This is a genomic window from Streptomyces sp. NPDC008092, from assembly GCF_042957285.1.
In the GTDB taxonomy this organism is placed as follows: Bacteria; Actinomycetota; Actinomycetes; order Streptomycetales; family Streptomycetaceae; genus Streptomyces.
Genome location: NZ_JBIBHY010000006.1, coordinates 662,977 through 687,143, shown reverse-complemented (window position 1 = coordinate 687,143; position 24,167 = coordinate 662,977). Strand labels below are relative to the sequence as shown.

General features: G+C 68.6%; 16 protein-coding genes. 10 read left to right on the top strand and 6 right to left on the bottom strand.

Going from position 1 to position 24,167, the window contains the following annotated elements; genetic code table 11:
* Positions 1 to 40 precede the first annotated feature (40 nt).
* The 3 genes from ACFZB3_RS22995 to ACFZB3_RS22985 all read left to right on the top strand — a co-directional run bounded on the left by ACFZB3_RS22995 (position 41) and on the right by ACFZB3_RS22985 (position 2,253).
* On the top strand, positions 41 to 871 hold the full coding sequence (locus ACFZB3_RS22995; RefSeq protein ID WP_391377797.1) for a Scr1 family TA system antitoxin-like transcriptional regulator: 831 nt from the start codon (positions 41 to 43) through the stop codon (positions 869 to 871).
* The gene (locus tag ACFZB3_RS22990) at positions 868 to 1,071 is read left to right on the top strand and encodes a DUF397 domain-containing protein (RefSeq protein ID WP_391377795.1); all 204 of its coding nucleotides are present in this window, start codon (positions 868 to 870) and stop codon (positions 1,069 to 1,071) included. The genes ACFZB3_RS22995 and ACFZB3_RS22990 overlap by 4 nt, the downstream gene beginning before the upstream one ends.
* 306 nt (positions 1,072 to 1,377) lie before the next feature.
* Complete coding sequence (locus tag ACFZB3_RS22985) at positions 1,378 to 2,253, top strand: hypothetical protein (RefSeq protein WP_391377793.1); 876 nt, start codon at positions 1,378 to 1,380, stop codon at positions 2,251 to 2,253.
* Between the two features lie 117 nt (positions 2,254 to 2,370).
* Here ACFZB3_RS22985 and ACFZB3_RS22980 read toward each other — a convergent pair whose 3' ends face one another.
* On the bottom strand, positions 2,371 to 3,009 hold the full coding sequence (locus tag ACFZB3_RS22980) for a DUF6879 family protein (protein WP_391377791.1): 639 nt from the start codon (positions 3,007 to 3,009) through the stop codon (positions 2,371 to 2,373).
* Positions 3,002 to 3,271 (bottom strand): hypothetical protein, encoded by a 270-nt coding sequence (locus ACFZB3_RS22975; RefSeq protein ID WP_132886479.1) that lies wholly within the window; start codon positions 3,269 to 3,271, stop codon positions 3,002 to 3,004. The genes ACFZB3_RS22980 and ACFZB3_RS22975 overlap by 8 nt, the downstream gene beginning before the upstream one ends.
* 226 nt (positions 3,272 to 3,497) lie before the next feature.
* On the opposite strand from ACFZB3_RS22975, the gene ACFZB3_RS22970 reads away from it, so the two are divergent.
* The 4 genes from ACFZB3_RS22970 to pglZ all read left to right on the top strand — a co-directional run bounded on the left by ACFZB3_RS22970 (position 3,498) and on the right by pglZ (position 13,222).
* Positions 3,498 to 3,908: a hypothetical protein gene (locus tag ACFZB3_RS22970; protein WP_391377789.1), complete on the top strand. Its 411-nt coding sequence runs from the start codon at positions 3,498 to 3,500 to the stop codon at positions 3,906 to 3,908.
* On the top strand, positions 3,905 to 6,058 hold the full coding sequence (locus tag ACFZB3_RS22965; RefSeq protein WP_391377787.1) for a tetratricopeptide repeat protein: 2,154 nt from the start codon (positions 3,905 to 3,907) through the stop codon (positions 6,056 to 6,058). The genes ACFZB3_RS22970 and ACFZB3_RS22965 overlap by 4 nt, the downstream gene beginning before the upstream one ends.
* 373 nt (positions 6,059 to 6,431) lie before the next feature.
* The gene (locus tag ACFZB3_RS22960; RefSeq protein ID WP_391377785.1) at positions 6,432 to 10,319 is read left to right on the top strand and encodes a phage resistance protein; all 3,888 of its coding nucleotides are present in this window, start codon (positions 6,432 to 6,434) and stop codon (positions 10,317 to 10,319) included.
* The gene (gene pglZ, locus ACFZB3_RS22955; protein WP_391377783.1) at positions 10,316 to 13,222 is read left to right on the top strand and encodes a BREX-2 system phosphatase PglZ; all 2,907 of its coding nucleotides are present in this window, start codon (positions 10,316 to 10,318) and stop codon (positions 13,220 to 13,222) included. The genes ACFZB3_RS22960 and pglZ overlap by 4 nt, the downstream gene beginning before the upstream one ends.
* Positions 13,223 to 13,270: 48 nt before the next feature.
* Here pglZ and ACFZB3_RS22950 read toward each other — a convergent pair whose 3' ends face one another.
* The 3 genes from ACFZB3_RS22950 to ACFZB3_RS22940 all read right to left on the bottom strand — a co-directional run bounded on the left by ACFZB3_RS22950 (position 13,271) and on the right by ACFZB3_RS22940 (position 16,569).
* On the bottom strand, positions 13,271 to 13,489 hold the full coding sequence (locus ACFZB3_RS22950; RefSeq protein WP_391377781.1) for a hypothetical protein: 219 nt from the start codon (positions 13,487 to 13,489) through the stop codon (positions 13,271 to 13,273).
* A 219-nt stretch (positions 13,490 to 13,708) separates the two neighbouring features.
* A complete protein-coding gene (locus ACFZB3_RS22945) occupies positions 13,709 to 14,755 on the bottom strand; it encodes a CBS domain-containing protein (RefSeq protein ID WP_391377779.1) in 1,047 nt (348 codons plus the stop codon).
* Positions 14,752 to 16,569 (bottom strand): DUF262 domain-containing protein, encoded by a 1,818-nt coding sequence (locus ACFZB3_RS22940; protein WP_391377777.1) that lies wholly within the window; start codon positions 16,567 to 16,569, stop codon positions 14,752 to 14,754. Before ACFZB3_RS22940 ends, ACFZB3_RS22945 begins: the two co-directional genes overlap by 4 nt.
* Positions 16,570 to 16,767: 198 nt before the next feature.
* Here ACFZB3_RS22940 and brxD point away from each other — a divergent pair, with 198 nt between their 5' ends.
* Together brxD and ACFZB3_RS22930 are read left to right on the top strand one after the other, a co-directional pair.
* The gene (gene brxD / locus ACFZB3_RS22935) at positions 16,768 to 18,108 is read left to right on the top strand and encodes a BREX system ATP-binding protein BrxD (RefSeq protein ID WP_391377774.1); all 1,341 of its coding nucleotides are present in this window, start codon (positions 16,768 to 16,770) and stop codon (positions 18,106 to 18,108) included.
* A complete protein-coding gene (locus tag ACFZB3_RS22930; protein WP_391377772.1) occupies positions 18,108 to 20,306 on the top strand; it encodes a DEAD/DEAH box helicase in 2,199 nt (732 codons plus the stop codon). Before brxD ends, ACFZB3_RS22930 begins: the two co-directional genes overlap by 1 nt.
* Before the next feature lie 94 nt (positions 20,307 to 20,400).
* On the opposite strand, the gene ACFZB3_RS22925 is transcribed toward ACFZB3_RS22930, so the two are convergent.
* Positions 20,401 to 21,126, bottom strand: a complete 726-nt coding sequence (locus ACFZB3_RS22925) for a DUF4142 domain-containing protein (RefSeq protein ID WP_391377770.1) — start codon at positions 21,124 to 21,126, stop codon at positions 20,401 to 20,403.
* Positions 21,127 to 21,845: 719 nt separating this feature from the next.
* On the opposite strand from ACFZB3_RS22925, the gene ACFZB3_RS22920 reads away from it, so the two are divergent.
* Positions 21,846 to 24,161 (top strand): FdhF/YdeP family oxidoreductase, encoded by a 2,316-nt coding sequence (locus ACFZB3_RS22920; protein ID WP_391377867.1) that lies wholly within the window; start codon positions 21,846 to 21,848, stop codon positions 24,159 to 24,161.
* The last annotated feature ends 6 nt before the right edge of the window (positions 24,162 to 24,167 follow it).

Genomic DNA, 24,167 nt, shown 5'->3' with positions numbered 1-24,167 from the left:
AGTCCGCTGACCGTGATGGTCGTACGGGAGGAGCTGCGGCGTGGACGACGAGGTCCAGCAGCCGGAGTACGAGTTCGGCGCGGGCATGCTGTGTGTGTTCGGGCGGCAGCTCAAGCTGTTCCGGGAACGGGCGGGGATGGATCGCGCGAAGCTTGGGTCGCTGACCGGATACTCGGCCTCCACCATCGCGTCGTTCGAGCAGGGGAGACGTATTCCGCCGCCGAAGTTCATCGATCAGGCGGATGATGTGCTTGATGCGGGTGGGGTGTTGAGCGCGGGCAAGGAGGAGGTGGCTCGGGCTCAGTATCCGGCGTTCTTCCGGGATGCGGCGCGTTTGGAGGCCAAGGCGGCAGCCCTGCACGTGTACGCGACGAAGGCGGTCCCAGGGCTGTTGCAGACGGAAGATTACGCGCGAGCGGTGTTCTCCATGTGGCGGCCGCTGCTGGACGAGGAGATCATCAACCAGCGGGTCGCGGCTCGCCTTGCGCGACAGGAGATCTTCTCCCGGGCCCCGATGCCCACCATCAGCTTTGTCATCGAGGAGTTCGTTCTGAGGCGACCGCTGGGTGGATGGGCCGCGATGCGAGGCCAGTTGGAGCAGATTCTGCTGCACGGGCACAGGCGGAACGTGGAGATCCAGGTGATGCCGATCGAGCGTGACGAGCATGCTGGGTTGGAAGGCCCCTTCACCTTGATCGAGACGCACGAAGGGCAGAGGATCGCCTACGTGGAGGCGTACAAGGACAGTCGCCTCTACACGGAGCGGAGGCAGGTACGGGAGATCGAGGAGCAGTACGGCATCCTTCGGGCCCAGGCGCTCACTCCGCGCGAGTCGCTGGCCCTCATCGAGAAGTTGCTTGGAGAGAGATGAACGCCAAACAGCTCATAGAGCCTGTACCCGAGTCGGCCTGGTTCAAGAGCAGTTACAGCACTGGCTCGGGCGGCGAATGTGTCGAGGTAGCCGCCCGCCCCGGCACGGTCCATGTCCGCGACTCAAAGGACACAACCCGCGCCGCGCTGGCCCTAGACCCCACGGCGTGGACCACGTTCGTCGAGTTCGCGGCCCTCTGACAGCGGTGGTGCCGATGGCAGGGCCTTCCGGTGGGCATGTGCGCCCGGGGGCCCTGTGCATGTCCGCATCCGCAACACCTTCAGTAGGCCTCGCTCCTTGCTCGCCGAGTGTCGCGCCGGCGCTGGCTGACATGGCGATCAACATCAACCCAGCGAGGCTTGGTTCGCGACGGCGGTCGCCTTCCCCGGTGACGATCGACACTGCGATGAACCCACCCCACACGCCACCCCCACTCGCATAACAAGGTCCCAACGGAGCTGACAAAGTAGGGCCCTTGGGGCGCGGAGCCACTGTAGGTTCCTGCCATGAAACAGGGTAAAGAGGTCGAGAACCCCGAGTCGCGTTTCTCCGCGGTGCTGCTGGCGGCAGCGAAGCTCCCCGGCGTGCGTATTCACAGGGAGGCGTACCTCCGAAGTGCGCTGGCTCGCCACTGCTCCGAGGACGACATCCGAAGGGCGATAGATGAGACCCCCGCGGCTGCGGGCATCAGTGTCGAGATCCTCGACAAGGTCGCCAATGATTCCATCCGCTACGAAACCGCCAAGGTCAGTGCCCTCTCCGCCGCCGCCGGAATACCCGGCGTCCTCGCCCTTCCCGCCACCGTGCCCGCGGACATGGCCCAGTACTTCGGCCACATGGTGCGTATCGCGCAGAAGCTCGCGTACCTCTACAGCTGGCCCGATCTGTTCTCCGAGGACGGCGACGACCTCGACGACGCGACCATGGGAGTGCTCACGCTGTTCTTCGGCGTGATGTTCGGCACCCAGTCGGCGAACGCGGCCGTGGGGAAGGTCGCCGGGATGATGTCGAAGGAGGTCGCCAAGAAGCTGCCTCAGAAGGCGCTGACCCAGGGTGTCATCTACCCGATAGTGAAAAAGGTCGCGGCATACCTCGGCGTCCAGATGACGAAGCAGTCGTTCGCGAAGACCGTCTCGAAGGCCATCCCCCTCGTGGGGGCCGCTGTCTCTGGCGGGCTCACTTTTGCCACCTACCTTCCGATGGCCAAGAGGCTCAAGAAGCACCTCTCCAGCCTGCCGCTGGCGGAACCGTCGCACCAAGTGATGGATGGGGAAGTCGTGGACGGCGAGGTCGTGGAAGACCAAGGGCCTTTCGCCACAGCGCACGCTGAACAGCACGGCGCGGACACCACTACCGTCAAGACGGAGGAACCTCAGTCATGACAAGGCGAGCGCACTCCTGAGTGCCGAAGGACTGCCGAGGCGGCGGACGTTCCCGTCATCGCCGCCGGGACGGTGATCCGTTGGCGGGAAGGCTCGCTCGTCACCCCACCTCGCTGATCACCGCGAACCGGGAGAACCCGTCCGAGTACCGGATCCCTGGGGCGGGCCCAGCGGGACGATCTCCCGGCCGAAGAAGTCGGAGAAACCCTCACCCCGCTCGTAGAGCGTGTCGAATCCGAGCGACGTCTCCCGGATCAGGGCTCGGTCGGTGAAGCGGTTCGCGCCTGCCGCGTTCCCGTCATCGTCGTAGACCACCTCGTACATGGCCACCTCCCCGAGAATCACCACCTCCGGAACCGGGCGGTCCTTCTCGATGTCCGAGATCTTGCGGGCATCGAGCACTCTGATGTCGTCACCCACGTCGACGCGCACCCGCAGCACGAAGAACTCCCACTGCACGTAGGGCGTGATCGGGAACTCCACAACCCGAAGGCGGCGGTGTGGGACGCCCAGTTGCGCCGCCTTCTGGAGTTCCTGCGCATAGTCGTCGCGTCTTTCGGCGGCGAGAGAGAGCGCCCTCGTCCAGTCGCCGGCGGCGAAAGCCTCCCAACTCGGGAAGCCCCGCTCCTTGAAATGCTGCCCGCGTTCGAGCTTGTTCAGGAAACCGATACCGCTGTTGTAGACCCGGCTGAAGTCCGCGTGATACGCGGGGCGATCCATACGCTCGGAAACCCCGTTGGGGAAAGAATCAAACACTGGGGATATCCGGCTTCGCCGCGACAATCATGTTCCTCGGGATGACCACGAGTCGTTCGTCCGCTCCGATCGAGACTCCGTCGGGCAGGTTCGCGCCGAGCGACTGGGTGAGGTCCCGGCCGATGACGGCGATGTCCCCGTTGGCGAGTTCCCAGATGTCGGGGCAGTCAGGGGTACCGGTTGTGTTCCCCAGTTCCTGGGGTGATTTTCCCAGCCGCCGTTTGAAAGTGGTGGCCGGATCTGCTTCCCATGGCCTCGTCACTGCCGTCGCCCCCTCGATCGGTCGGGTGGCGATACTGTAGCGCCGGACACGCTCGCCTCACCATGCGTTAAGCCTGGCCCGAGGGTGAAAGGCGGTGCGCCATGCCTCCTTGTCTCGTCTCGGTCAAGAGTGGAACGATATTGACCTGGAGAGGGAATCGCGCCAGTGCCTGAGAGGCATCACTTTTCCGCCAAGCTGTCGGGAAACGAGTGAATGGAGGGGCGTCGTGGATCCGGAGGTGACCGCGCTCGCACAAAGCGCAGGAACCACCTTGGTCACGCTGATGGCAACCGATGCCTGGCAGCGCACTCGCGAGGGGCTCACTCAGCTCTGGCGCCGGATGCAACCCGAGCGAGCCGAGATCGTGGCTGCCGAGTTGGAGGCCGGCCGTGAGGATGTGCTGGCCGCCATGGTGGCGAATGACCAGGAGACGTTGAACGAACTGCGGCTGCAGTGGCAGGGGCTGGTGCGACGCCTGATCCTCGCCCGACCTGCCGCCGCCGAAGAACTGCGCGCCCTGCTGGCCGAACTGGATCCCGACGGCTCGGCTGCCTCGTCGGTCACGCAGCACGCCACAGCCTCCGGTCACGCCCGGGTCTATCAGGCAGGACGAGACCAGCACATCGCCGAGCGATGACGGGCGGGATGGACGGTCACGCCGAGGACCGAGGGCGGGTCTACCAGGCGTCTGGCGACCAGCACATCAACGAACACCACCATCACGGCGGCGACACGACCGGGGCGAGCGGCCCGGACTCGGTCCGGCGACCGGCGGTCGGGCGGTCTCCGGTCGTGCTGCGCGACCGCACCGAGGTGATGGAACGCCTGCGGGCAGGCGTCGAGGTGGGGCACGGCGATGAGGTCTACGTGCTCTACGGCATGGGCGGCTCCGGCAAGACAGCGGTCGCCTGTGCCTTCTTCCAGGTGGCCACCGGCGAATGCGGGCGGGTGGGCCTGTGGGTCAACGCCTCCGACCGCGCGAGCCTGCGCGCCGGCATGCTGGCCGTCGCAGCGGACCGAGGGGCGAGCGACGGCGAACTGCTGGCTGCCCGTAATGGTCTCCGTCCCGCAGCTGATCTCGTCTGGCAGTACCTCGACCAATCCGCCGAGCCTTGGCTGCTGGTCCTCGACAACGCCGACGAGCCCGAGATCCTGCGGGACGGCAGCTGGCTGCGTACCAGCCCGCGCGGCACCGTCGTGGTGACCACCCGCCGGGCTGCCGCTCGCTGGTGGCCGGGCGCCGAACTGCAGCACATCGGTGTTCTGCCGCGGGAGGACGCCGCACTCGTGCTCTGCGACCTCGCCCCGCACAGCGGTACAGCGGAGCAGGCGGCGCGGATCGCTGACCGGCTCGGGCGGCTGCCGCTCGCCCTCACTCTGGCCGGCGGCTTCCTCTCCCACCAAGTGCTCGCCCCCTGGACGTTGGACGCCTACGGGCATCACCTCGACGAAGACGAACGAGTCCAGCTCATCGACCAAGGAGCCGACGCGTTGTCCGAGGCGGACCCGCGGCACCTGGTCGGCATGACCTGGCAGCTGACACTCGACACCTTCGAGGCGCGCGGACTGCCCGAAGCGGCGGCACTGCTCAGGCTGCTGGCCCGGTTCGCTCCGGAGCCGCTGCCGCTGTCCCTGCTCAACCGCGCCGACATCGGCGGCGTCCTCCCTCGTGCCCGTACCGAAACAGCACTGAGAGCCCTGCTCGACCAGTCGCTGACCGAACTGGTCGACGTCGGCGTCCGCTGCGTACAGAGTCACGGAGTGCTGCTCGACAGCGTCTCGGCGGCTACACCCGCGGAACGGCTGCCCGCTCTGGACACGACGGCCGTCCGTTTGCTCGACGCGGCCGTTCCCGCCGTACCCGACGCAGGCCCCCACGATCCACAGCTGCGACTGCTGGTGCCTCACGCACTCGCCCTGCTGCGGCGCATCGGCGAACCGTCGGCCCTGGCGGACGCCCTAGCCGTCGCGACCCGGCTGTCGGTCGCCCTGCACCGCACCGGCGACTACCTCTCGGCCTGGGACACCTCCCGCGCCGCGGCCGACCTTGCGCAAGACCTGCTCGGCGCTGATCACCGTCTGGTAGTGGCCGCCCGTTCCAGAGCCGGACGCGCGCTGTTCCGCCTCGGCAAGTACGCCGAAGCCGAGTCGTCGCTCCGCAGTGTCCGTGCCAGCCAGGAGCGACTGTTCGGGGCCGACGACCCGGACACCCTGGACAGCGGCTACGGCCTGCAGCTGGTGTTGGCGAATCTCGGCGGACGCGAGGAGTCACTGGCACTTCTCCGGGCCGTCGTCGCCGGTCGGCGTGCGGCGTTGGGGCCCGCGCACCCACTGACCCTGCGGGCTCGCGCCAGTCTGCTGGAGATGCTGTCCGCCACCGAGGTGGTCACCGAAGAGGGCGGCGCGCTGCTCTCGCTGCCATCGGAATGCGCCCGGCTCCTCGGCCCCGATCACACGGTGACGCTGGGCGCCCGGCACAACCACGCCTGGGCGCTGTACCTCCTGGGCCGCTTCGACGAGGCCGACGAGGAGATCCGGCTGGTCGCCGAGGCGTACGTGCGGCGCTTCGGGCCCGAGTACCCGATCGTGCTCGCCGCGCGGCAACTCTCCTCGCGGACGAGTTCCGCGCTCGGTCACGTAGAGGTGGGGATCGAGCTGATGGCCGATGTCGTCGCGCGCCGGGAACGCGGCCTGGGTCCCGACCACCCCTTCACGATCGCGAGCCGCCGGCTGCTGGACGAGTACCGATCGGGTCGATGGCGCCCGCCGCAGCCGCCCGGCGGATGAGAGCGTGATGTACGGATGGTGCACGGGGGTATACGGCGCGGGGTCGGCCGGAGTACCGATGTAGGGTGCTATGCGCAGGCCGTACGGGTGGTCGTTCAGTACGAGGGGGACAAAGAGTGCAAGCGCCACGAGCCCGTCTCCCTTGACCTGGCCGATGCCGTGAACGCCGTTCTCGCCCGGCGGCACGTGACCGAGCCTCTCCTCGCCACCGGCCAGGACCACCGGCACGTAGCACCGCCCACCGGTCACCATTACTTCCGGGTTCTCTCCTGAGACCTGGACCGGTGATCGGCTTCGGGTCGAGACGCCCGCACCGCACCACATCGAGTACGAGCAGCAGCACCGAACACTGCCAGGGAGAGCGAGACCCGCAATGGCTCAGTCGCCACTCCTCCGCGATGTCATCGACATCAAGGAGTCCATCTCCACCTCGGACTTCGTGCTGTCCCTCGCCGAGGCGACGACACCCGAGGGCGCCGAGCACGCGCTCAAGGACTATGTCGTCACCGAGCGGCTGCTGGAGAACTTCGACGAGGCGCTGGCCCTCATCAAGTCCTCGCTCGACGGCCACCGCTCGAAGGCCGCCTACCTGCACGGCTCGTTCGGTTCCGGTAAGTCGCACTTCATGGCCGTGCTGTACGCGCTGCTGAGCGGCAACCCGGCCGCCCGTGTCCGTACCGAGTTCGACCCGGTGCTGACCAAGCACGAGTGGCTGACGACTGACGGCAAGAAGTTCCTGCTCGTGCCGTACCACATGCTCGGTGCCAAGGCCCTCGAACAGCGCGTGCTCGGCGGATACGTCACGCACGTCAAGAAGCTGCATCCGGAGTCCGCGACCCCGCAGGTGTACCGGACCGACTCCCTCTTCGCCGACATCCGCGCCATGCGCGCCAACATGGGCGACGAGGCGGTCATCCGCGGTCTGGGCAGCAGCGACGCTGATGATGGGGAGGAGGACGAGTGGGGTGAGGGTTTCGCCTGGACTCCGCAGCTCCTCGACACCGCGCTCGCCGCCGAGGAGAACCACGAGGCCGGCACCCCGCTGAACCTCCGCAACCCCTCCACCCCGGCGGAACTGCGTGCCAAGCTCGTCAACGACGCCAGCACCAACCTGCTCCCCGGCTTCGCCAAGAACGCCGCCGAGAACGAGCACGGCTTCATCTCCCTGGACGCCGGTCTGTCCGTCATCGCCGAACACGCCAAGTCGCTCGGCTACGACGGCCTGATCCTGTTCCTGGACGAGCTGATCCTCTGGCTGGCCACCCTCATCCACGAGCAGAAGTTCGTGGCCCGCGAGGCCAGCAAGATCACGAACTTCGTGGAGGGCGGCGACGCCCGACGAGCCATCCCCGTCGTGTCGTTCATCGCCCGCCAGCGCGACCTGCGGGAACTCGTCGGCGAAGAGGTGTCCGGCGCGGCGGAAGCCTCCATCCAGGACACCCTGAACCTGGCCTCCGGCCGGTTCGACAAGATCACTCTGGAGGACCGCAACCTCCCGCAGATCGCCCACGCCCGCCTCCTCAAGCCCAAGGACGCCCAGGCGGAACAGCTCGTCGACGCGGCCTTCGAACAGACCAAGCGGGTCGGCACGCAGGTCTGGGACACCCTGCTCGGCTCGGAGAAGGGCACGACCGGCGCGGACGCCGAGTCGTTCCGGCTGACGTACCCGTTCTCGCCGGCGTTCATGGACACCCTCGTTCACATCTCGTCGGCGCTGCAGCGCTCCCGTACCGGTCTGAAGCTGATGGGCGAACTCCTAGCCGACCACCGGGGCGAGATCCGGCTTGGCCAGCTCATTCCCGTCGGCGACCTCTATCCGGTGATCGCCAAGGGCGGGGACAAGCCGTTCACCGACAGCCTGAAGGTCGTCTTCGAGGCCGCCGACAAGCTGTACAAGACCAAGCTGCGGCCCTACCTGCTCAGCTCGTACGACATCACCGAGGACGACGTCGAGCAGTACGTCAACCGGCCCGAGTCCCTCACCGACCCGCAGCGCGCCAACCGCTGCCGGATGTTCGTCGGCGACAACCGGCTCGTGTGCACCTTGCTGCTGTCCGCGCTCGCGCCCAGCGTGCCCGCCCTGGCCGAGCTGACCATCCGGCGGCTCGGCGCGCTCAACCACGGGTCGGTCCTCGCGCCGATCCCGGGCGCCGAGGTCGGCATCATCAAGAACAAGGTCGCCGAGTGGGCCGCCCGGTTCCCCGAGATCAAGGAGACCGGCACCGACGCCAACCCCGGCGTACGTCTTGAGCTCTCCGGCGTCGACGTGGACTCCGTCATCGCCAACGCCCAGGTCAACGACAACCCCGGCAACCGGGTTGCCCTCGCCCGCCGCCTGCTGTCCGAGGAACTGGGCGTCGAGCACGGCCAGTTGAACGATCAGTTGAGCTTCACCTGGCGCGGCACCGCCCGCACCGCGGAGATCGTCTTCGGCAACGTCGCCGACGAGGACGAGCTGCCCGACCACGACCTGATGCCGCAGGAGGACGGTCACTGGCGCATCGCCATCGACCTTCCCTTCGACGAGGGGGAGTGGGGTCCGGTCGAGGACGTCAACCGTATCCGGCGGCTGCGTGAGCGGCAGCAGGGCGAGCGGTCCCGTACCGTCGCCTGGCTTCCCGCCCACCTGTCCGCGCAGCGGTTCGCCGACTTCCGGCGGCTCGTCGTCATCGACAAGGCCCTCGCCGACGAGCACCGCTTCGACACCCAGTACGCCGGCCACCTCAACGCCGACAACCGCAGCCGCGCCAAGGGCCTCCTCGAAACCCAGCGCGAGGCCCTGCTCAAGCAGGTCAAGGGCGCCTTCAAGCAGGCGTACGGGCTCGCCCAGAAGCAGGTCGCCGATGTCGTACCCGACTTCGACGACCACCTCGTCGCGCTGCCCGATGTCGACGGGCTCACGCTGTCCTTCGGGCAGAGCCTGCACGACGGCATCCGGCACGTCGCGGGCAAGCTGCTCGTCCACCAGTACCCGGCGCATCCCGACCTCGACCCCGATGGCACCGGCATCGCCGTCAAGTCCACCGACACGAAGAAGGTCTTCGTCAACGTCCGGGCAGCCGCGGAGGCGCGCGACGGGCGGGTGGAGGTCCCCGCCGCCGACCGCAAGCTCATGCAGCGGATCGCCGGGCCCCTGCGGCTCGGGCAGCAGAAGGAGGCGTACTTCGAGCTGTCCCGCTACTGGGCCGACCACTTCCGTCAGCTCGCCAGTGCCCAGGGCGTGACCGGGGACCTCTCCCTGATCACCCTGACCGACTGGACCGACAAGCCGGACCCGCGTGGCCTGCCCGACTTCCTCGCCCGGCTCGTCGTCGCAGCCTTCGCGGAGATGGACGACCGGGTGTGGGTGCGCGGCGGCACGGTCCTCGACCCCGCGCCCGAACTGTCCGCGATCAAGGACCACGACGCGCTGCGCAGCCAGCCACTGCCCGCCGAGTCCGACTGGGACACGGCACGGCAGCGCTTCGAGACGATCTTCGGGCAGAAGGCACCTGCCCTGCGGCGCGGACGAATGGTCAACCAGTTCGCCCGCCAGATCATCGAGGCCGCCCGCGCCCACCGGGACCACGCGGCCGACCTGGTGCACCAGCTGGAGGCCCACACCTCCTTCCTCGGCCTCGACCAGACCGCCGACGCGGGGCGGCTCGCTCTCGCCCGCCGCTCCCTGCAACTGCTGGACGCGCTCACGGCGGAGGCCGGCAAGGGTGCGGCCGTAGCGAAGAAGACCGTGGAGGCGCTCGCTTCCTTCGACCTGGGCGAAACCAGCGCCGACCGGTACGGAACCTCCATCAAGCAGGCCCGCAGCGTCGCCGAGGCGGTCGCCTCCGCGCCCTGGAGCACCCTGGAACTGGCCGCCGGACTCGGCCCCGAGGGCGCGGCACTGCTCGACTCGCTGCGCAACGTGGCCCGCGACGACCAGCGCACCGCGGACCTGCGCGACGCCCTGACCCGGACCCAGCGCGAGGTCGTCGCCCTGGTGAAGCGCAGCCAGGCTGCCGCCACCCCGCCGCCCGCTCCCGTCGCGCCCCAGCCCACGGCCGACGACCTGTCCCTGAACACGCCCACAAGCGACCCCCGCATCCCTTATACGCCGCAGGAGACTCACACTCCGGCAGTGCCCGGCAGCGGCACCGCGCGGACGTCCGGTGGACGTCGTACGACGGCGGCACGCGCCGCCGCCGACCTCCAGGCGGAGCTGTCCGACCTTGCCGCCCGCCACCCCAACGCGACCATCGAGATCACGTGGAAGGTCGTCGAATGACGGACACCGTCGCTGCCGCCCCCGGCGCCGTCCGGCTGAACACCGCGACCGTCACGCAGTACCTGTCCTCGCAGTCCTCCCTCGCCGCCTCCCTGACCGGGGACGGCGGAGGCAGGCGCCGGGTCGTGCTGCTGCGGTCCGCGCCCCAGTGGGACGGTCCCGCCGAACCGGCCTGGGGCGAGGGGCGGACGGCCGGTGTCGCGGTGGCGCTCTCGCCGCTCGCCGTCCACGAACTCGTCCTCGACCACCTGACGGGTCGCCGCCCCGGCCCCGCCGTCCTGGTCGTCCTCACCGACCGTGAGCAGAACGAACTCGACCCGGCGATCCTCGCGCGCGTCCACAAGCTGCGCATCGACACGGTCGACAGCTGGGATGTCGTCCGCGAGGCGTTCGGTGCCCGGCAGATCGACCCGCGCCTCAAGGACGTCAACTGGGCCGCCGAAGCTCTGCTCGACGCCACTCCGCCCGGAGGCTGGCCGCCTGTGCCCGGCGGCTGGCTGTCCCGGCAGTACGCCCTCACCGCGCTCGCCCAGCGCCGTCTGCGCCTCGGCCGCTACGACACCGAGGGCGGCGTACGGCGTCCCGGAGACGACCGGCTCGACGCGCAGAGCCTGCTGCACTGGTCGACCCGGCCCGGCGCCCCCGAGCAGCTGCTGGGGCTGCGCGGCCCTGAGCGCGCCGGACTGACTGCCTTCCTCTGCGAGGAGGACCAGGCCGGTCTCGCCGGACGCGCCTTGCTCGCCCTCGTGGGCGCCGAGCGTGGTGCGGACGCCGCCGCCTTCGGTCTCGTGTGCGCGGCGCTGTGGCAGCATGCCGAGCCCGTGCCCGAGACGTACCAGGCGCGAGGCCGTGCCGAGCGCTACTTCGGCGACCAGCCCCCGGCCGTCGGCGACCAGCTCGATGCCCTTGTGACTTTCTTCGGCCGGTCCGCCGAGGAGTACGTGATCACGCTGCTGTCGGCCGGACAGCGTAACGGCGGCACCGATGCCGACCAGGCCCGTGAGGCGCGCCGCACCAGCGGTATCGTGCTGGACCGGGCGGCCGTGCTGGCCCGCCAGTTCGGCGCGGAGGCAGCCGTCGCGGCGAGCCCTGTCCTACGCGGTGGGCTGGAAGCCCGGTTCACCGCCGTCGGCCAGGCCCTCGCGGCAGGCGACACGGCCGCGGTCGCGGAGGCCGTCCGACGGCTTGCCGACCATCGGCTCGCCACCGACCCGGAAGAGGGCGCCCGCGTCGAACGTGCCCGCATGGGGCAGCGACTCGCTCGCTGGCTGGCCGCCGACCCGCCCGTCGATGCCCCCACCGTGGCCGACGCCATACAGCGGCACGTCGCCGAGACCGGCTGGGCCGATCTGGCCCTGGAGCACATTGAGGCCGGCGGCGATCCGGACCCCGTCCTCAAGACCGCCTACGACACCCTGGGTACCCGCGCCAGAGAGCGGCGACGGCGGATCGACGCGTCCTTCGCGCGATCGCTGGCCGGCTGGACGAAGGACGGCACCCAGCCCGGCAGCATGCTCACCGTCGAGACCTTCCTCGAGCGGGTGGTCGGACCCGTAGTCCGGCGCGGGGAGGAGCGGCGGGTGCTGCTGCTCGTGCTCGACGGCATGAGTGCGGCCATAGCGAACGAACTCGGCGAAGAACTACGCCGTTCCTGGGCGGAGTTCGACCCGTTGGCCGAGGGCCACCCGCTTCGGCGGGCGATGGCTGCCGCCCTGCCCACCGTGACGGCTGTGTCCCGGACGTCGCTCTTCGCGGGCACCCTGGTGAAGGGTACCCAGGCCGACGAGAAGCGGCTCTTCCCCGCGCTGAAGCTGTGGGGCGGGGCGCCGGCCGCCGTCTTCCACAAGGACGACCTGCGCACCGAGACCGCCGGTGACGCCTTCGGCCCGGCCCTCACGGAAGCGCTGACCGACGGCAGGACACACGTCGCCGTCGTCCTCAACGCCATCGACGACCGCCTCGCCAAGGAACAGAAGCTCGGCGACGGAGCCTGGCGGGTGGACGACGTACCAGGGCTGCGCGACCTGCTCCGCGTGGCGGCGGCCCAGGGCATGGCGGTCGTCGTCACCAGCGACCACGGCCATGTCGTCGACCGGCACGGCACCAAGGCCGACGCTGCCACCGAGCCCGCGTCCGCGCGCCACCGCCTGCCCGGCGACGGTCTGCCCGGCGAACGTGAGATCGCTCTTTCCGGACCGCGCGTGGTGTGGCCCGAACCTGGCGCATCCATCGTTGCGCTCTGGGACGCGGACTCCCGCTACACCGCGCTCAAGGCCGGCTACCACGGCGGGGCTTCCCTCGCCGAGTTCACCATTCCGGTGCTCGCCTTCCTGCCGTTCGGGGCGGAACCGCCCAAGGACTGGCGGGAGCTGGGGGACCAGCGGCCGGTCTGGTGGGCTCCGGAGGATGCGGGGAGGCCGGTCTCCGACCAGCGTGTGGCTCAGAAGGCCGACGCGGCTGCGAACAAGGGGCCCGCGAAGCCCCGTAAGAAGCAACCCGTACCCGGGACACTGCCCGACGCGCTCTTCGAGGTCGCGCTGACCTCCGGGGGTGACGATGCCCTGCTCACCCCCACCGTCGTCTCGCGGACCGAAACCCTGGTGACCGCACTGCTCGACTCGGAGACGTATCACGGACAGCTCGACGGTCTGGCACGCAAACCGCAGCAGGAGCAGGTCCACAAGGCTCTCGCGGCCCTGCTCGACGCGGGTGGCACGCTGCCCGTGACCGCGCTCGCCCAGCGGGCGGGAATGCCCACCACCCGGGGCGACGGCTTCGCCGCGGTCCTGCGACAGCTCCTCAACTACGACGGCGTGCAGGTACTGGAGACCCTGCCGGACGGACGCACGGTTCGACTTCACGAGGCGCTGCTGCGTGAACAGTTCGCCCTCGGAGGCGGCTGACCTCCGAGGCGGCCCCGCTTCGTTCGAAGCGGGGCCGCCATGAGGGCGCTACGAGTCGCGCCTGATGTGCTTGAGGATGTTCAGGCCCGCCGTGAGGACGGCCATGAAAGCGCCGCCGCCGGTCGTCAGAGTCGCGAGCGGGCTCGTGTGAAGCGCCATGGTCACGACAGCAGTACCGAGGGAACCCACGCCGGACGCAAGCGTGACGATGGTGATGTCACGGGCCGGGTGGTGACAAACCTGCTGGGTCGAGTGGATCGACACCATTCCTCCTGAAAATGCTCGCTCGCTGGAAATGGGCATGGCCGACCGGGGTCAGTCATGCTTCCAGCGCTGCGCGTACGGGTCCTACGGAGCCCGCAACCAGCTGGTCGCTGATATGAGCGCGTGCGGCGAGCAAGTCAAAGAGGCCTCCGGAAAGTGTGAGGGCAGACCATAATGCCCAACTACCCTACAGAACAACGCGGTTCTGTGTCTCGCGTATCCCTACGCCACGAACGCCCGCAGTAGCTTCGCGAAGGTCGTCAACTCGTCGATCATCTCCTGCGGAAGAGGCTTCTCGTCGAAGTGGGCGATCCGGTTGCGGATGTCCTTCACTCGCTTCAGACGGCCGATGAACTGCTCCCTGGGCATGTTGGGCCACTTCAGGGCTTCCCAGTTGGCGTCGGCGGCTTCGGCCAGTGACGTCTTCGGCTGGTCGCCGTCCAGGAGCCTCAGATAGTCGCCGAACATGAGGTCGGAGACCTGGCCGGTGCGGTGCTCGGGCTTCTTGTTCGTCTGGACGGCCTTGATGGTCTCCTCGTCCAGCGCCGCGCCCAGGCAGCGGCGTAGCAGGGACTCGATCTCCCCGACGATGAAGAAGGGCCGTGCCGCGCCCTCGAAGCGGTCCGTGACGTCCGCGGCGGTGACCAGGCCGGAGAGACAGCCGTCGTCGCCGCGCACCAGGAGGTATCCGTGTTCGCGGATGACCGGCAGAGCGGAGAAGAACTCCTGGCGGGTGTCCGCGACCGGAAGCGAGTCCTTCTCCATCGCGTTGTCCAGCGTCGGTTCCTTGCCCGCCTCGTACATCTTGGCGACCGATCCCCAGGTGACCACCCCGTGGATCTGGGCCATGCCGGTGGTCACCGGGACCTGGGCCACGCCCTTCGTGCGCATCAGGAACGTGGTCTGCGGCAGGGGAGTACCGGGACCGACGGACACCAGGCCGCGCCGCGCCGACGGAATGTCCCCGAGCAGCAGACGCTGTGGAAGGGCGGCCGAGGGCAGTGCCTCCTCCGACTCGTCCTCCTCCGCGTCGGCGGGAACGGCCTGCGCTGGGATGGACGCGAGTGGCACCACGTCGACGTTGCTGCGCAGGCCGCAGACGGCGAAGTCGGGAAGCGTCATCAGCCCAGCGTCCGTGAGCGCCTGCGAAATGCGGTGCACCGTCCGGTGGTCGCGGACTCTGACCCGGAACAGGTCGAGGATCTCCTGTACGGGCATGGTCCTGCCCTTGAGCGCGGCGAGATCCTGTCCGCTCGGTGCGGTGGTCATCGGGTGTCGCCCTCCGCGAGATCACGGAGCATGGTCCGCTTGCCCATCGCGGCGTGCACGAGGTCCTGCAACTGCTTGGAACGGTCGTTGTAGAACCGTTCGTAGTCGTTGTCGCGGAGCGCTTCCGGATCGATGAGATGGGTGGCGAGGACGTCGTCGAACCACTCGGGGCGCATGTCGGAGGCTGCGACCATCGTGGACACGTAGGACGCCGGAGCCCCGGTCATGTCCATCGCCGCGCGGTAGGACAGGGGGGTCTTGTTCACGATGGAGTTCGTCGGAAGGTCCTGGCTGTTGCCTCGCCTCAGCCATGCCTTGTTGAAGATCTGTCGGAGGTCCACGCCGTACTCGTCCAGCCGGCCTGGGCTGAGCGGGGCGCCCGTGAAGTGCCAGTCGACCGCGCCCTGTTTGATCAGTAGGGCATAGATGCCCTTGTAGGCGGCGCTGTTACGGGTGGTGAGGCTGTCCAGGCGATCGGCGAAGAAGAACGCGTCCGTGACGGTGTCCGGCGCCCGCTCGTCCTGCGCGATCCAGGGGACGAGCTGTTCGACGTCACGGGTGAAGCGGGTCTCGGTGGAGCCGCCGTACATCTCGCCGAGGACCCCGCACCAGTACCACTGCTCGGTCCTCTCCTCCGCTCCCAAGCCGTCCATGGCCGTGTCGAGGATGGCGCGGACGGCCGCAAGCGGGACCAGCTGCGTCTTGTACGGCAGATCGTTCGGACGGACGATGCACTGACGTTCCAGGAAGTCGCCCACCCAGGCGAAGGCGTCGGCGAGTTTCGGCGCCAGACGGACGAAGTCAGCCAGCGGAAGGTCCAGCAGATCTCGGCGCTTGCACGACACCGTCGCCCCGACGCCGGCCTGTTTCCGCTCCCAGGTGCGGACCAGGGCGATGGCCTGCAGGAAGTCGATACTGCTCAGCCCGTTCTCAAGACCGCTTTCCAGACGGCCGAAGACCGGGTACTTGGCAGCCAGTGCCTGCTTGATCTCCCGCCATACCTCAGGGAGTTGGTAATAGTCCCCGGTCCGGTCCACGTACTCGCGGTCCCCGGCGTAGGTCGCGGTGAGCAGTTCGAAGACGTTCAGCGGTACACCGCCTGTGTTGACCCGCTCGAACACCGCGCAGACGGCGTCCATGGAGGTGGAGGCGGCCAGCCGGATCATCGGTACCTGGAAGGCGCGAACCTGCTGGAGAACCAACTCGTCGAACTGCCCCCACAAGTCCCAGTTCCGGTGCTCGTCCGCCTTGACGTACGACATCATCCACTGGTTCACGCGCTGTGCGTCGAAGACGAGATGCAGAGGGAAGACGCCGGCCGCGCACTCCTTCTCCGTGGTGCTCAGATCCAGCACCACCGTGCGGTTGAAGTCGGTGCGGAGCACCTTGTCAGCTGGGACGGACAGAATGGCCTCGTCACGGTCCGCGGACGGGCCGACGGCCTTCGCGATGTCGACGTAGTACCAGCGCTCGATGGGCTTGCCGCGGGCATCGGCGGTTTCCACGGGGGCGTCCAGCCAAAGGGCCTGGAAGAGGGAGGTGAGGCGTTGCTGCCCGTCCAGTAGGAGGAGGTCCGCAGCGGGATCCCCCTCCGGGCGTGCCCCGGTGAGTGTCCGAGAGCGGAACCGGGTGGCGCCACCGGTCTGCAGGGTCATCACCACGCCGAGCGGGTAGTCCAGCGTCACCGTCGCGATGATGGCGCGGATCCGGTCGTCGTCCCACTTCCAGTTCCGCTGAAAGTCGGGCAACTGTAACGAGCCCGACGCCACATCCGCGAGTACGTCCTTCAGCTTCACATTGTCCAGTGCCGCCACGTGAATCCCACTTCCCACCCTGCCGCCTATACGGAGAGTGATTCCAGCAGCGCTTTCCGGTCACCGTCAACCGATTCTGCCGAAGTAGGACACGAACGAGCCTCCCAGCGTGCAAGACCGTGATGCGGTCAAGGGCGTGTGCCCCGATTACCGTCAGTGGGGCATCTAGGTCGGCACGTCGGATGGGAAACTGGCCGGGTGATCCAGCACCGCACCACGCCCGTCTCGGCCGCCCGCCGCCGTACCGTCATCGACGCGCTGCGGCGCGGCGCCGTTCCCGACAGCGGGCTCGACCTGCTGGCCACCGGACTCGACCGGTTCGAAGCGGCCCTGGACGCGGAACTGGACGCCGTGTCGTCCGGCGGTTCCGTCTTCAAGGCCGTGCGGGGCGAGTACGGGTCGGGCAAGACGTTCTTCACCCGCTGGCTGGGCGAGCGGGCGAAGCGCCGCAACTTCGCCGTGGCCGAGATCCAGATCTCTGAGAACGAGACGCCACTGCACCGGCTGGAGACGGTCTACCGGCGGCTCACCGAACGGCTCACGACCTCCAGCTTTCCGCCCAGCGCGTTGCGGCCCGTGGTCGACGCCTGGTTCTACGCCTTGGAGGAGGACGCCCTTGCGGCCGGCGCCACCGAGGAGGAGCTGCCGGGTGAGGTGGAGAAGCTGCTCGTCGCGCGGCTCGCCGAGGTCTCCCGGCATGCCCCGTCCTTCGCCACCGCCCTGCGCGGCTACCGGGCCGCTCTTGCGAACGGCGACGAGGCGACTGCCGCCGCCGTCCTGGCGTGGCTCGGCGGCCAGCCGCATGTTGCTGCCTCCGCTCGCCGGGCCGCCGGGGTGCGCGGCGATCTCGACCACTTCGGCGCCCTCGGTTTTCTGCAGGGGCTCCTCACCGTGCTGCGCGACTCCGGGCACACCGGGCTGTTCGTCGTCCTCGACGAGGTGGAGACGCTGCAGCGGGTTCGGTCGGACGCCCGCGACAAGGCACTCAACGCGTTGCGCCAGCTCATCGACGAGGTGCACTCCGGTCGCTTTCCCGGTCTCTACTTGGTCATCACGGGCACCCCGGCCTTCTACGACGGTCAGCAGGGCGTGCAGCGCCTGGCCCCGCTTGCTCAGAGGCTGGCCACCGACTTCACCACCGACCCGCGCTTCGACAACCCGCGCGCCGTGCAGATCAGGCTGCCGGGATTCGACCAGGAGTCGCTGGTCGGACTCGGCGCCACCATCCGTGACCTGTACGCCGATGCCGCTCAAGCGCCCGAGCGTGTGCGGAAGGTCGTCGACGATGCATATGTCCGGGACCTGGCGCTGGCTGTCGGCGGAGCGCTGGGAGGCAAGGTCGGGGTGGCTCCTCGGCTGTTCCTGAAGAAACTCGTCGGGGATGTGTTGGACCGTGTGGACCAGTTCGACGACTTCGACCCCCGGCAGCACTACCGGCTCACCGTCGCCGACAGCGAACTCACCGACGTCGAGCGGAACCTGGCTGCCACCGTCTCCGGGGGCTCCGCGTCAGCTGATGACATCGACTTGGAGCTGTGATGACGGACGCGGAATCCCCGGCTGGGAAAGACCCGGGCGGCGAGGGTGTCGACGTACTCGACCTGCTCGATCCCGTCGTCCTGCATCACATCGTCAACACCCTCGGCTGGCCCGACCTGCGACCCCTGCAGCGCGCGGCGATCGTGCCGCTCATGGAGGGGCAGGACGCCGTACTGCTGGCTCCGACGGCGGGAGGCAAGACGGAGGCGGCCTGCTTCCCTCTGCTGTCGGCGATGGCCGAGCAGAAGTGGACCGGCACATCCGTGCTGTACCTGTGCCCGCTCAAAGCACTCCTCAACAATCTGGCCGGCCGTGTCGACGCGTACGCTCAGTGGCTGGGGCGCTCCGCCGAGCTCTGGCACGGCGATACCAAGGAATCGCAGCGGCAGCGCATCCGGACCGAAGCGCCGGACATCCTGCTGACCACGCCCGAGTCGCTCGAAGCGATGCTGATCGGTGTCAAGACTGACCACGCGCGCCTGCTGGGAGGCGTGCGGGCCGTCGTCGTCGACGAAGTACACGCCTTTGCGGGGGACGACCGCGGATGGCACCTGCTCGCGGTGCTCGAACGGCTGGAGCGGGTCACCGGGCGGCCCATCCAGCGTGTCGGACTCTCGGCGACCGTCGGAAACCCCACCGAGTTGCTGCACTGGCTGCAAGGTGCCGGCGCCGACAGCCGACCAGGTCAGGTCGTCGCCCCTGGAGTGCATCTGCCAACCGCCGACGGCAGGGAACACAGCGGCAACACGTTCGCCGAACCATCCCGCAGGCCGGCGGGCGAAGTGGAACTCGACTACGTCGGCTCCCTCGACAACGCGGCCAAACTCATTGCAGCACTGCACAGAGGAGAGAAGCGGCTCGTCTTCTGCGACTCGCGCAGGCAGGTCGAGGAGTTGGGTGCCGCGCTCCGGGCGCGCGAAGTGACGGTTTTCCTCTCCCACGCCTCCCTCTCGGTCGATGAACGGACGCGATCCGAGCAGGCATTCGCCGAGGCGCGCGACTGCGTCATCGTCTCCACGTCCACCCTCGAACTCGGCATTGATGTCGGTGACCTGGATCGCGTCATCCAGGTCGATTCACCCACCACAGTCGCCTCGTTCCTGCAGCGCATCGGACGCACCGGCCGGCGCGCGGGCTCGGTACGCAACTGTCTGTTCCTGACCACGCACAAGAACACGTTGCTACAGGCGGCGGCTCTGCTGCTGCTGTGGTCGCGAGGCTGGGTGGAACCCGTCACCCCACCGCCCGAGCCGCGCCACCTGGTGGCCCAGCAACTGCTCGCCGTCATCCTTCAACAGCACAAGCTCGGCAACCAGTTGTGGCACCGGGAATGGAATGGGCTCGCCCCCTTCGACAGGTCGGCTGCCCCGATCCTGCGCTTTCTTACAGAGGAGGGTTTCCTCGACACCGACGGCGGCATGCTGTTCGTCGGACCCGAGGCGGAACGCCGTTTCGGCAAGCGGCACTTCATCGAACTCACCGCGTCCTTCACCGCACCACCGCAGTTCACCGTCCTGTCCGGACGCACGGAGATCGGTCGCACCGATCCAAGTGTGCTCACCGAGGAGCGTCCCGGCCCACGGCGCCTGCTGCTCGGTGGACGCAGCTGGCAGGTCACCTACGTCGACTGGCTGCGTAAACGCGTCTTCGTCGAACCGGCCGACGGAGGGGGAATCGCCAAGTGGATGAATGGCGGCATCGCAGGACTGTCCTACGCATTGACGCGTGCCATGCGCGAGGTGCTCCTGGGCGCTGACCCGCCGGTCTCGATCACGCGACGGGCTGAAGCCTGCCTGTTGGAACAGCGTGAGACCGATGCCCCCGACACCGTTCACCCGGGCGGGACTCTCGTGACGCGCTTCGGCAGCGACGTGCGCTGGTGGACTTGGGCCGGCTACCGAGCGAACGCCACGCTCGCCGCCACGTTGCAGTCGGTCACCGATCCGCTGCAACGGCCCACCGACAGCTGGCTGCGCCTGCGAGAGAACCTGACCCCGGACGAGTGGCGAACGGCCCGCGAGAGCGTGGGCGAGAGCCTCGTCCTGCCCGACGTGGACCACCGCGCCGTCCGGGGTCTGAAGTTCTCCGCAGCCCTCCCGGAGCGTCTCGCCGTGGCCACGGTGGCAGCCCGCCTGGCTGATTTCGAGAGCGCCCGCCTGGTGCTCGGCGAGCCGGTGCGCCTTCAGTACGACGGCTGAATCGGCAAGGCCGCCAAGGCCGCTTCCAGCTGACACCGGCTGCTACGCCCGCCGCAGTTGCTCCGTCACCAACGGCCGCTCGGCCCAGGGGTCCTCACCCCACCGTCGGACTCGGTGAGGTCGTGCTGTTCGCCGGTGGAGTGAGGACGACCTGCGGCTCGCCCGCGACCGCGGGAGGTGGGGTCAGGTTCTGGGCCGGGAGGTTGGGGGAGGTGGTTTCCTGGGCGAGGGCCTGGGTGAAGTCGACCAGGCCGGTTTCCTCCACGACCGTGATGTGGTCCAGGACGGTGTCGTTGGCCTGGTCGGCCAGTGCGCGGACCAGGGAGTTCCTCGTGGTGGAGCGGATGCTCGCGATCGTGGTGAGGAACTGGCCGTTCGTCGCGCGCACCGTGGTGGCCATGTCCGTGGCGAACTGCTTGCCGCTTTCCTTGTTCAACCGGGACTCGAAGCTCTGCTGTTGTGGCGAGGGCTGGTTGGGCAGTGTGATGCCCAGCTGATTCGCGACGTTGCGGACGGCGGCGTCCAACGAGGCGTCCCCGTCGACCAGGTGCTTCCCGGCGTTCCTGACCGCCTTCGTCGTCCCCTTCTTGATCGCCCTCTGGCCGACGGGGTACTCCCACAGTCCGGCCGAGCGGACCTTGACCACGAAATCCCGGTCGGCCTCCGTCAGGGGGCCGGTCGCCGGGGTCGCGACGATCCGCTCGGGTGCGCTGCTGACCTTCTGGACTCCGAGCATGGAGGGGTAGACGAGGGAGCCGAGGGTGATGCTGAGAGCACCACCTACAAAGAGAGTTCCCGCCGCCTTTCGTGAAACGAGCACCGTGTCTCCTGATCCGGTTCATCGGATCCCGCACACACAGACATACGGATGCGAGGGTTCCGTAGAACCTTTTGGGCTCGTCATGGGTTCGTAAAGCAATCGGTGGCCGGGGCACGGACCGAGGTCTGTTCGTGCACTTGGCGGTGTGAAGAAGGGCCGTTCGGCCCTATCGGGACCGGGTGCGTCACGGCCGATCATGTAGCGGCGACCGGGAAGGACCAGGTCCATTCCCGCACTTCTGTTCCTTCCCGGATCGTCAATGACACCATTTGATGGCACCAGTTGATGGCACTAGTTGATGTCACCGGTTGACGGGGAGGCGCCGTTCGGTCGATGAGACGCGGAAGTTGGGGACCCTGGGACCATGTGGTCGCGTGCCGTCGTGCGCGGCGGTCCGACCTGCGCCAGAAGAAGGCCGCGCCGTGTGCAGCTGGTCGCTGACGGCCGTCCGTACCCGGTCGCCGACGCGCACGTGCGGAGCAGGTCGGGCAGGCACTGGTCGGCCAGCGCCTTGTCGGCGCCGCGGCTCCTCGTTTCACGGCTGGTGTGGCCGTGTGTGCACACAGAGTGGGGCGCTCCTGACGCGTGCCTGACCCGGCTCGCCTCGCCTCCCCCCACCCCCCTGCCTAGCATGGGAAAGACGCCGCTGACCCCGGCGGTGTGCCCCGCGCCGGCGAAGGGTGAGAGCCGTGAGTACCTCACACGACGAGCAGAAGCGGATGGGGTCGGCAGTCCCCGGGGTGGGTGGGGAGCAGGTGGGGCCCAGGCCCGACGGGGAGCCGTTCTTTCATCCGTATCACCATCCCGCCGCAGGCTGGGGCGCTGCCAAGAGTGTGAGCAAATTCCTGGTGCGGGAGCGGGCGCTCGTCGAGGGACCGCGGGCGATCATGAAGATGAACCATGAGGGGGAGGGGTTCGACTGCCCGGGGTGTGCCTGGCCCGACGACACGAAGGGGCTGCGGCTCGATCTCTGTGAGAACGGGGTCAAGCACGTCACCTGGGAGATGACCCGGAAGCGGGTCGGGCGGGAGTTCTTCGCCGCGCACTCCGTCGCCGAGCTGTCCGAGTGGAGCGACTTCGCGCTGGAGGACCAGGGGCGGCTCACCGAGCCGATGGTGTACGACGCCGACTCGGACCATTACGTGCCGATCTGCTGGCGGGACGCGTTCGGGCTGGTCGGGCGGGCGCTCCGGGGGCTGGACGATCCGAACCAGGCCTCCTTCTACACCTCCGGGCGGCTCGGCAACGAGGCCACCTTCCTGTATCAGCTGATGGCCCGCGAGCTGGGGACGAACAACCTTCCGGACTGTTCCAACATGTGTCACGAGGCCAGTGGACGGGCCCTCACCGCCTCGCTGGGGACGGGGAAGGGGACCGTCGATCTGCAGGACTGGGACGCCACCGACGCCCTCTTCATCATGGGCGTGAACGCCGCGTCGAACGCGCCCCGCATGCTCACCGCCCTCGCCGCCGCCTACAGACGCGGTGCCCAGATCGTGCACGTCAACCCGCTGATCGAGGCGGCCTCGCGGCGGACGATCATTCCGCACGACTTCGTGGACATGGCGGCCTGCCACTCGACCCGCACCGGCACCCTCGACCTCCAGGTGCGCGTCGGCGGTGACATGGCGCTGATGCGGGGTCTCGCCAAGGCCGTCCTCGACCAGGCCACGGCCGACCCCAAGGCACTCGACCAGGAGTTCGTCGACCGGTACACGAGCGGGTTCGAGGACTACCGCAAGGTGTGCGAGGCGACGTCCTGGGAGGAGATCGAGCGGCAGTCCGGGGTCAGCCGTGCCGACATCCTCCGTGCGGCCCGGATCTACCGGGACGCCGACCGCAGCATCATCAGCTGGTGCCTGGGGGTGAGCCAGCACGAGCACGGGGTCGACACCGTGCGGGAGATCGTCAACGTGCTGCTGCTGCGCGGCAACCTCGGGCGGGAGGGGGCCGGGCCCTCGCCGGTGCGTGGGCACAGCAACGTGCAGGGCAACCGGACCTGTGGGATCGACCACCGGCCGACCGGCCAGTTCCTGGACCGGCTCGCCCAGGTGTGCGAGATCGACCCGCCCCGGGAGCACGGGCTCGACACCGTCGGCACGATCCACGCGATGCTCCGCGGCGACGTCAAGGTGTTCGTCGGCATGGGCGGCAACTTCGCCCTCGCCGCGCCCGACACCCGCGCCACCTACGAGGCCCTGCGCAACTGCGAACTCACCGTCCAGGTCAGCACCAAGCTCAACCGCAGCCATCTCGTCCATGGCCGGCAGGCGCTGATCCTGCCCTGCCTCGGCCGTACCGAGAAGGACCATCAGCGGTGCGGCATCCAGAGCACCTCGGTCGAGGACTCCATGAGCATGGTCCACCTGTCGGTCGGGATGAAGAAGCCGGCTTCCCCGCACCTGCTGTCCGAGCCCGCCGTCATCGCCGGCATCGCCCGTGCGGCGCTTCCCGACAGCACCACGCCCTGGGCCTGGTACGTCGAGGACTACGACCGTATCCGCGACACCATGGCCCAGGTCCTGGACGGCTTCGAGGACTTCAACCGGCGGGTGCGGCTGCCGCTGGGGTTCCGGATCCGGCAGCCCGCCCGGGAACTGGTCTTCCGTACGGCCTCCGGGCTCGCCGAGTTCTCCTCGGCACCGCTGCCCGACGTCGTACCCCCGCCGGGGACCCTGGCGCTCGGCACCATGCGGTCGCACGACCAGTGGAACACCACCATCTACTCCGACAACGACCGCTACCGCGGGATCAAGAACCTCCGCACCCTCGTCTTCATGAACCCGGCCGACATGCGGGAGCGCGGCATCGCGGAGTTCGATCCGGTGGACATCGAGAGCACGGCCAAGGACGGTAGTACGCGTGTGCTGAACGGCTACCTCGCCGTTCCGTACGACCTGCCCCGGGGCTGCGCGGCCGGGTACATGCCCGAGATGAACGTGCTGATCGCCCTGTGCGACTACAGCGAACAGAGCGACCAGCCGTTGATGAAGCACATCCGGGCGACCATCGGACCGGCCGCCGCCGTCACCTGAGGAGCA

Excerpts from the sequence above, each read along its gene's own strand:
- ACFZB3_RS22965 (WP_391377787.1), top strand. The coding sequence starts at position 3,905 with ATGACGGGCGGGATGGACGGTCACGCCGAGGACCGAGGGCGGGTCTAC.
- ACFZB3_RS22920 (WP_391377867.1), top strand. The coding sequence starts at position 21,846 with ATGGGGTCGGCAGTCCCCGGGGTGGGTGGGGAGCAGGTGGGGCCCAGG.
- ACFZB3_RS22990 (WP_391377795.1), top strand. The coding sequence starts at position 868 with ATGAACGCCAAACAGCTCATAGAGCCTGTACCCGAGTCGGCCTGGTTC.
- ACFZB3_RS22950 (WP_391377781.1), bottom strand. The coding sequence starts at position 13,489 with ATGGTGTCGATCCACTCGACCCAGCAGGTTTGTCACCACCCGGCCCGT.
- ACFZB3_RS22960 (WP_391377785.1), top strand. The coding sequence starts at position 6,432 with ATGGCTCAGTCGCCACTCCTCCGCGATGTCATCGACATCAAGGAGTCC.
- ACFZB3_RS22945 (WP_391377779.1), bottom strand. The coding sequence starts at position 14,755 with ATGACCACCGCACCGAGCGGACAGGATCTCGCCGCGCTCAAGGGCAGG.
- pglZ (WP_391377783.1), top strand. The coding sequence starts at position 10,316 with ATGACGGACACCGTCGCTGCCGCCCCCGGCGCCGTCCGGCTGAACACC.
- ACFZB3_RS22985 (WP_391377793.1), top strand. The coding sequence starts at position 1,378 with ATGAAACAGGGTAAAGAGGTCGAGAACCCCGAGTCGCGTTTCTCCGCG.
- ACFZB3_RS22930 (WP_391377772.1), top strand. The coding sequence starts at position 18,108 with ATGACGGACGCGGAATCCCCGGCTGGGAAAGACCCGGGCGGCGAGGGT.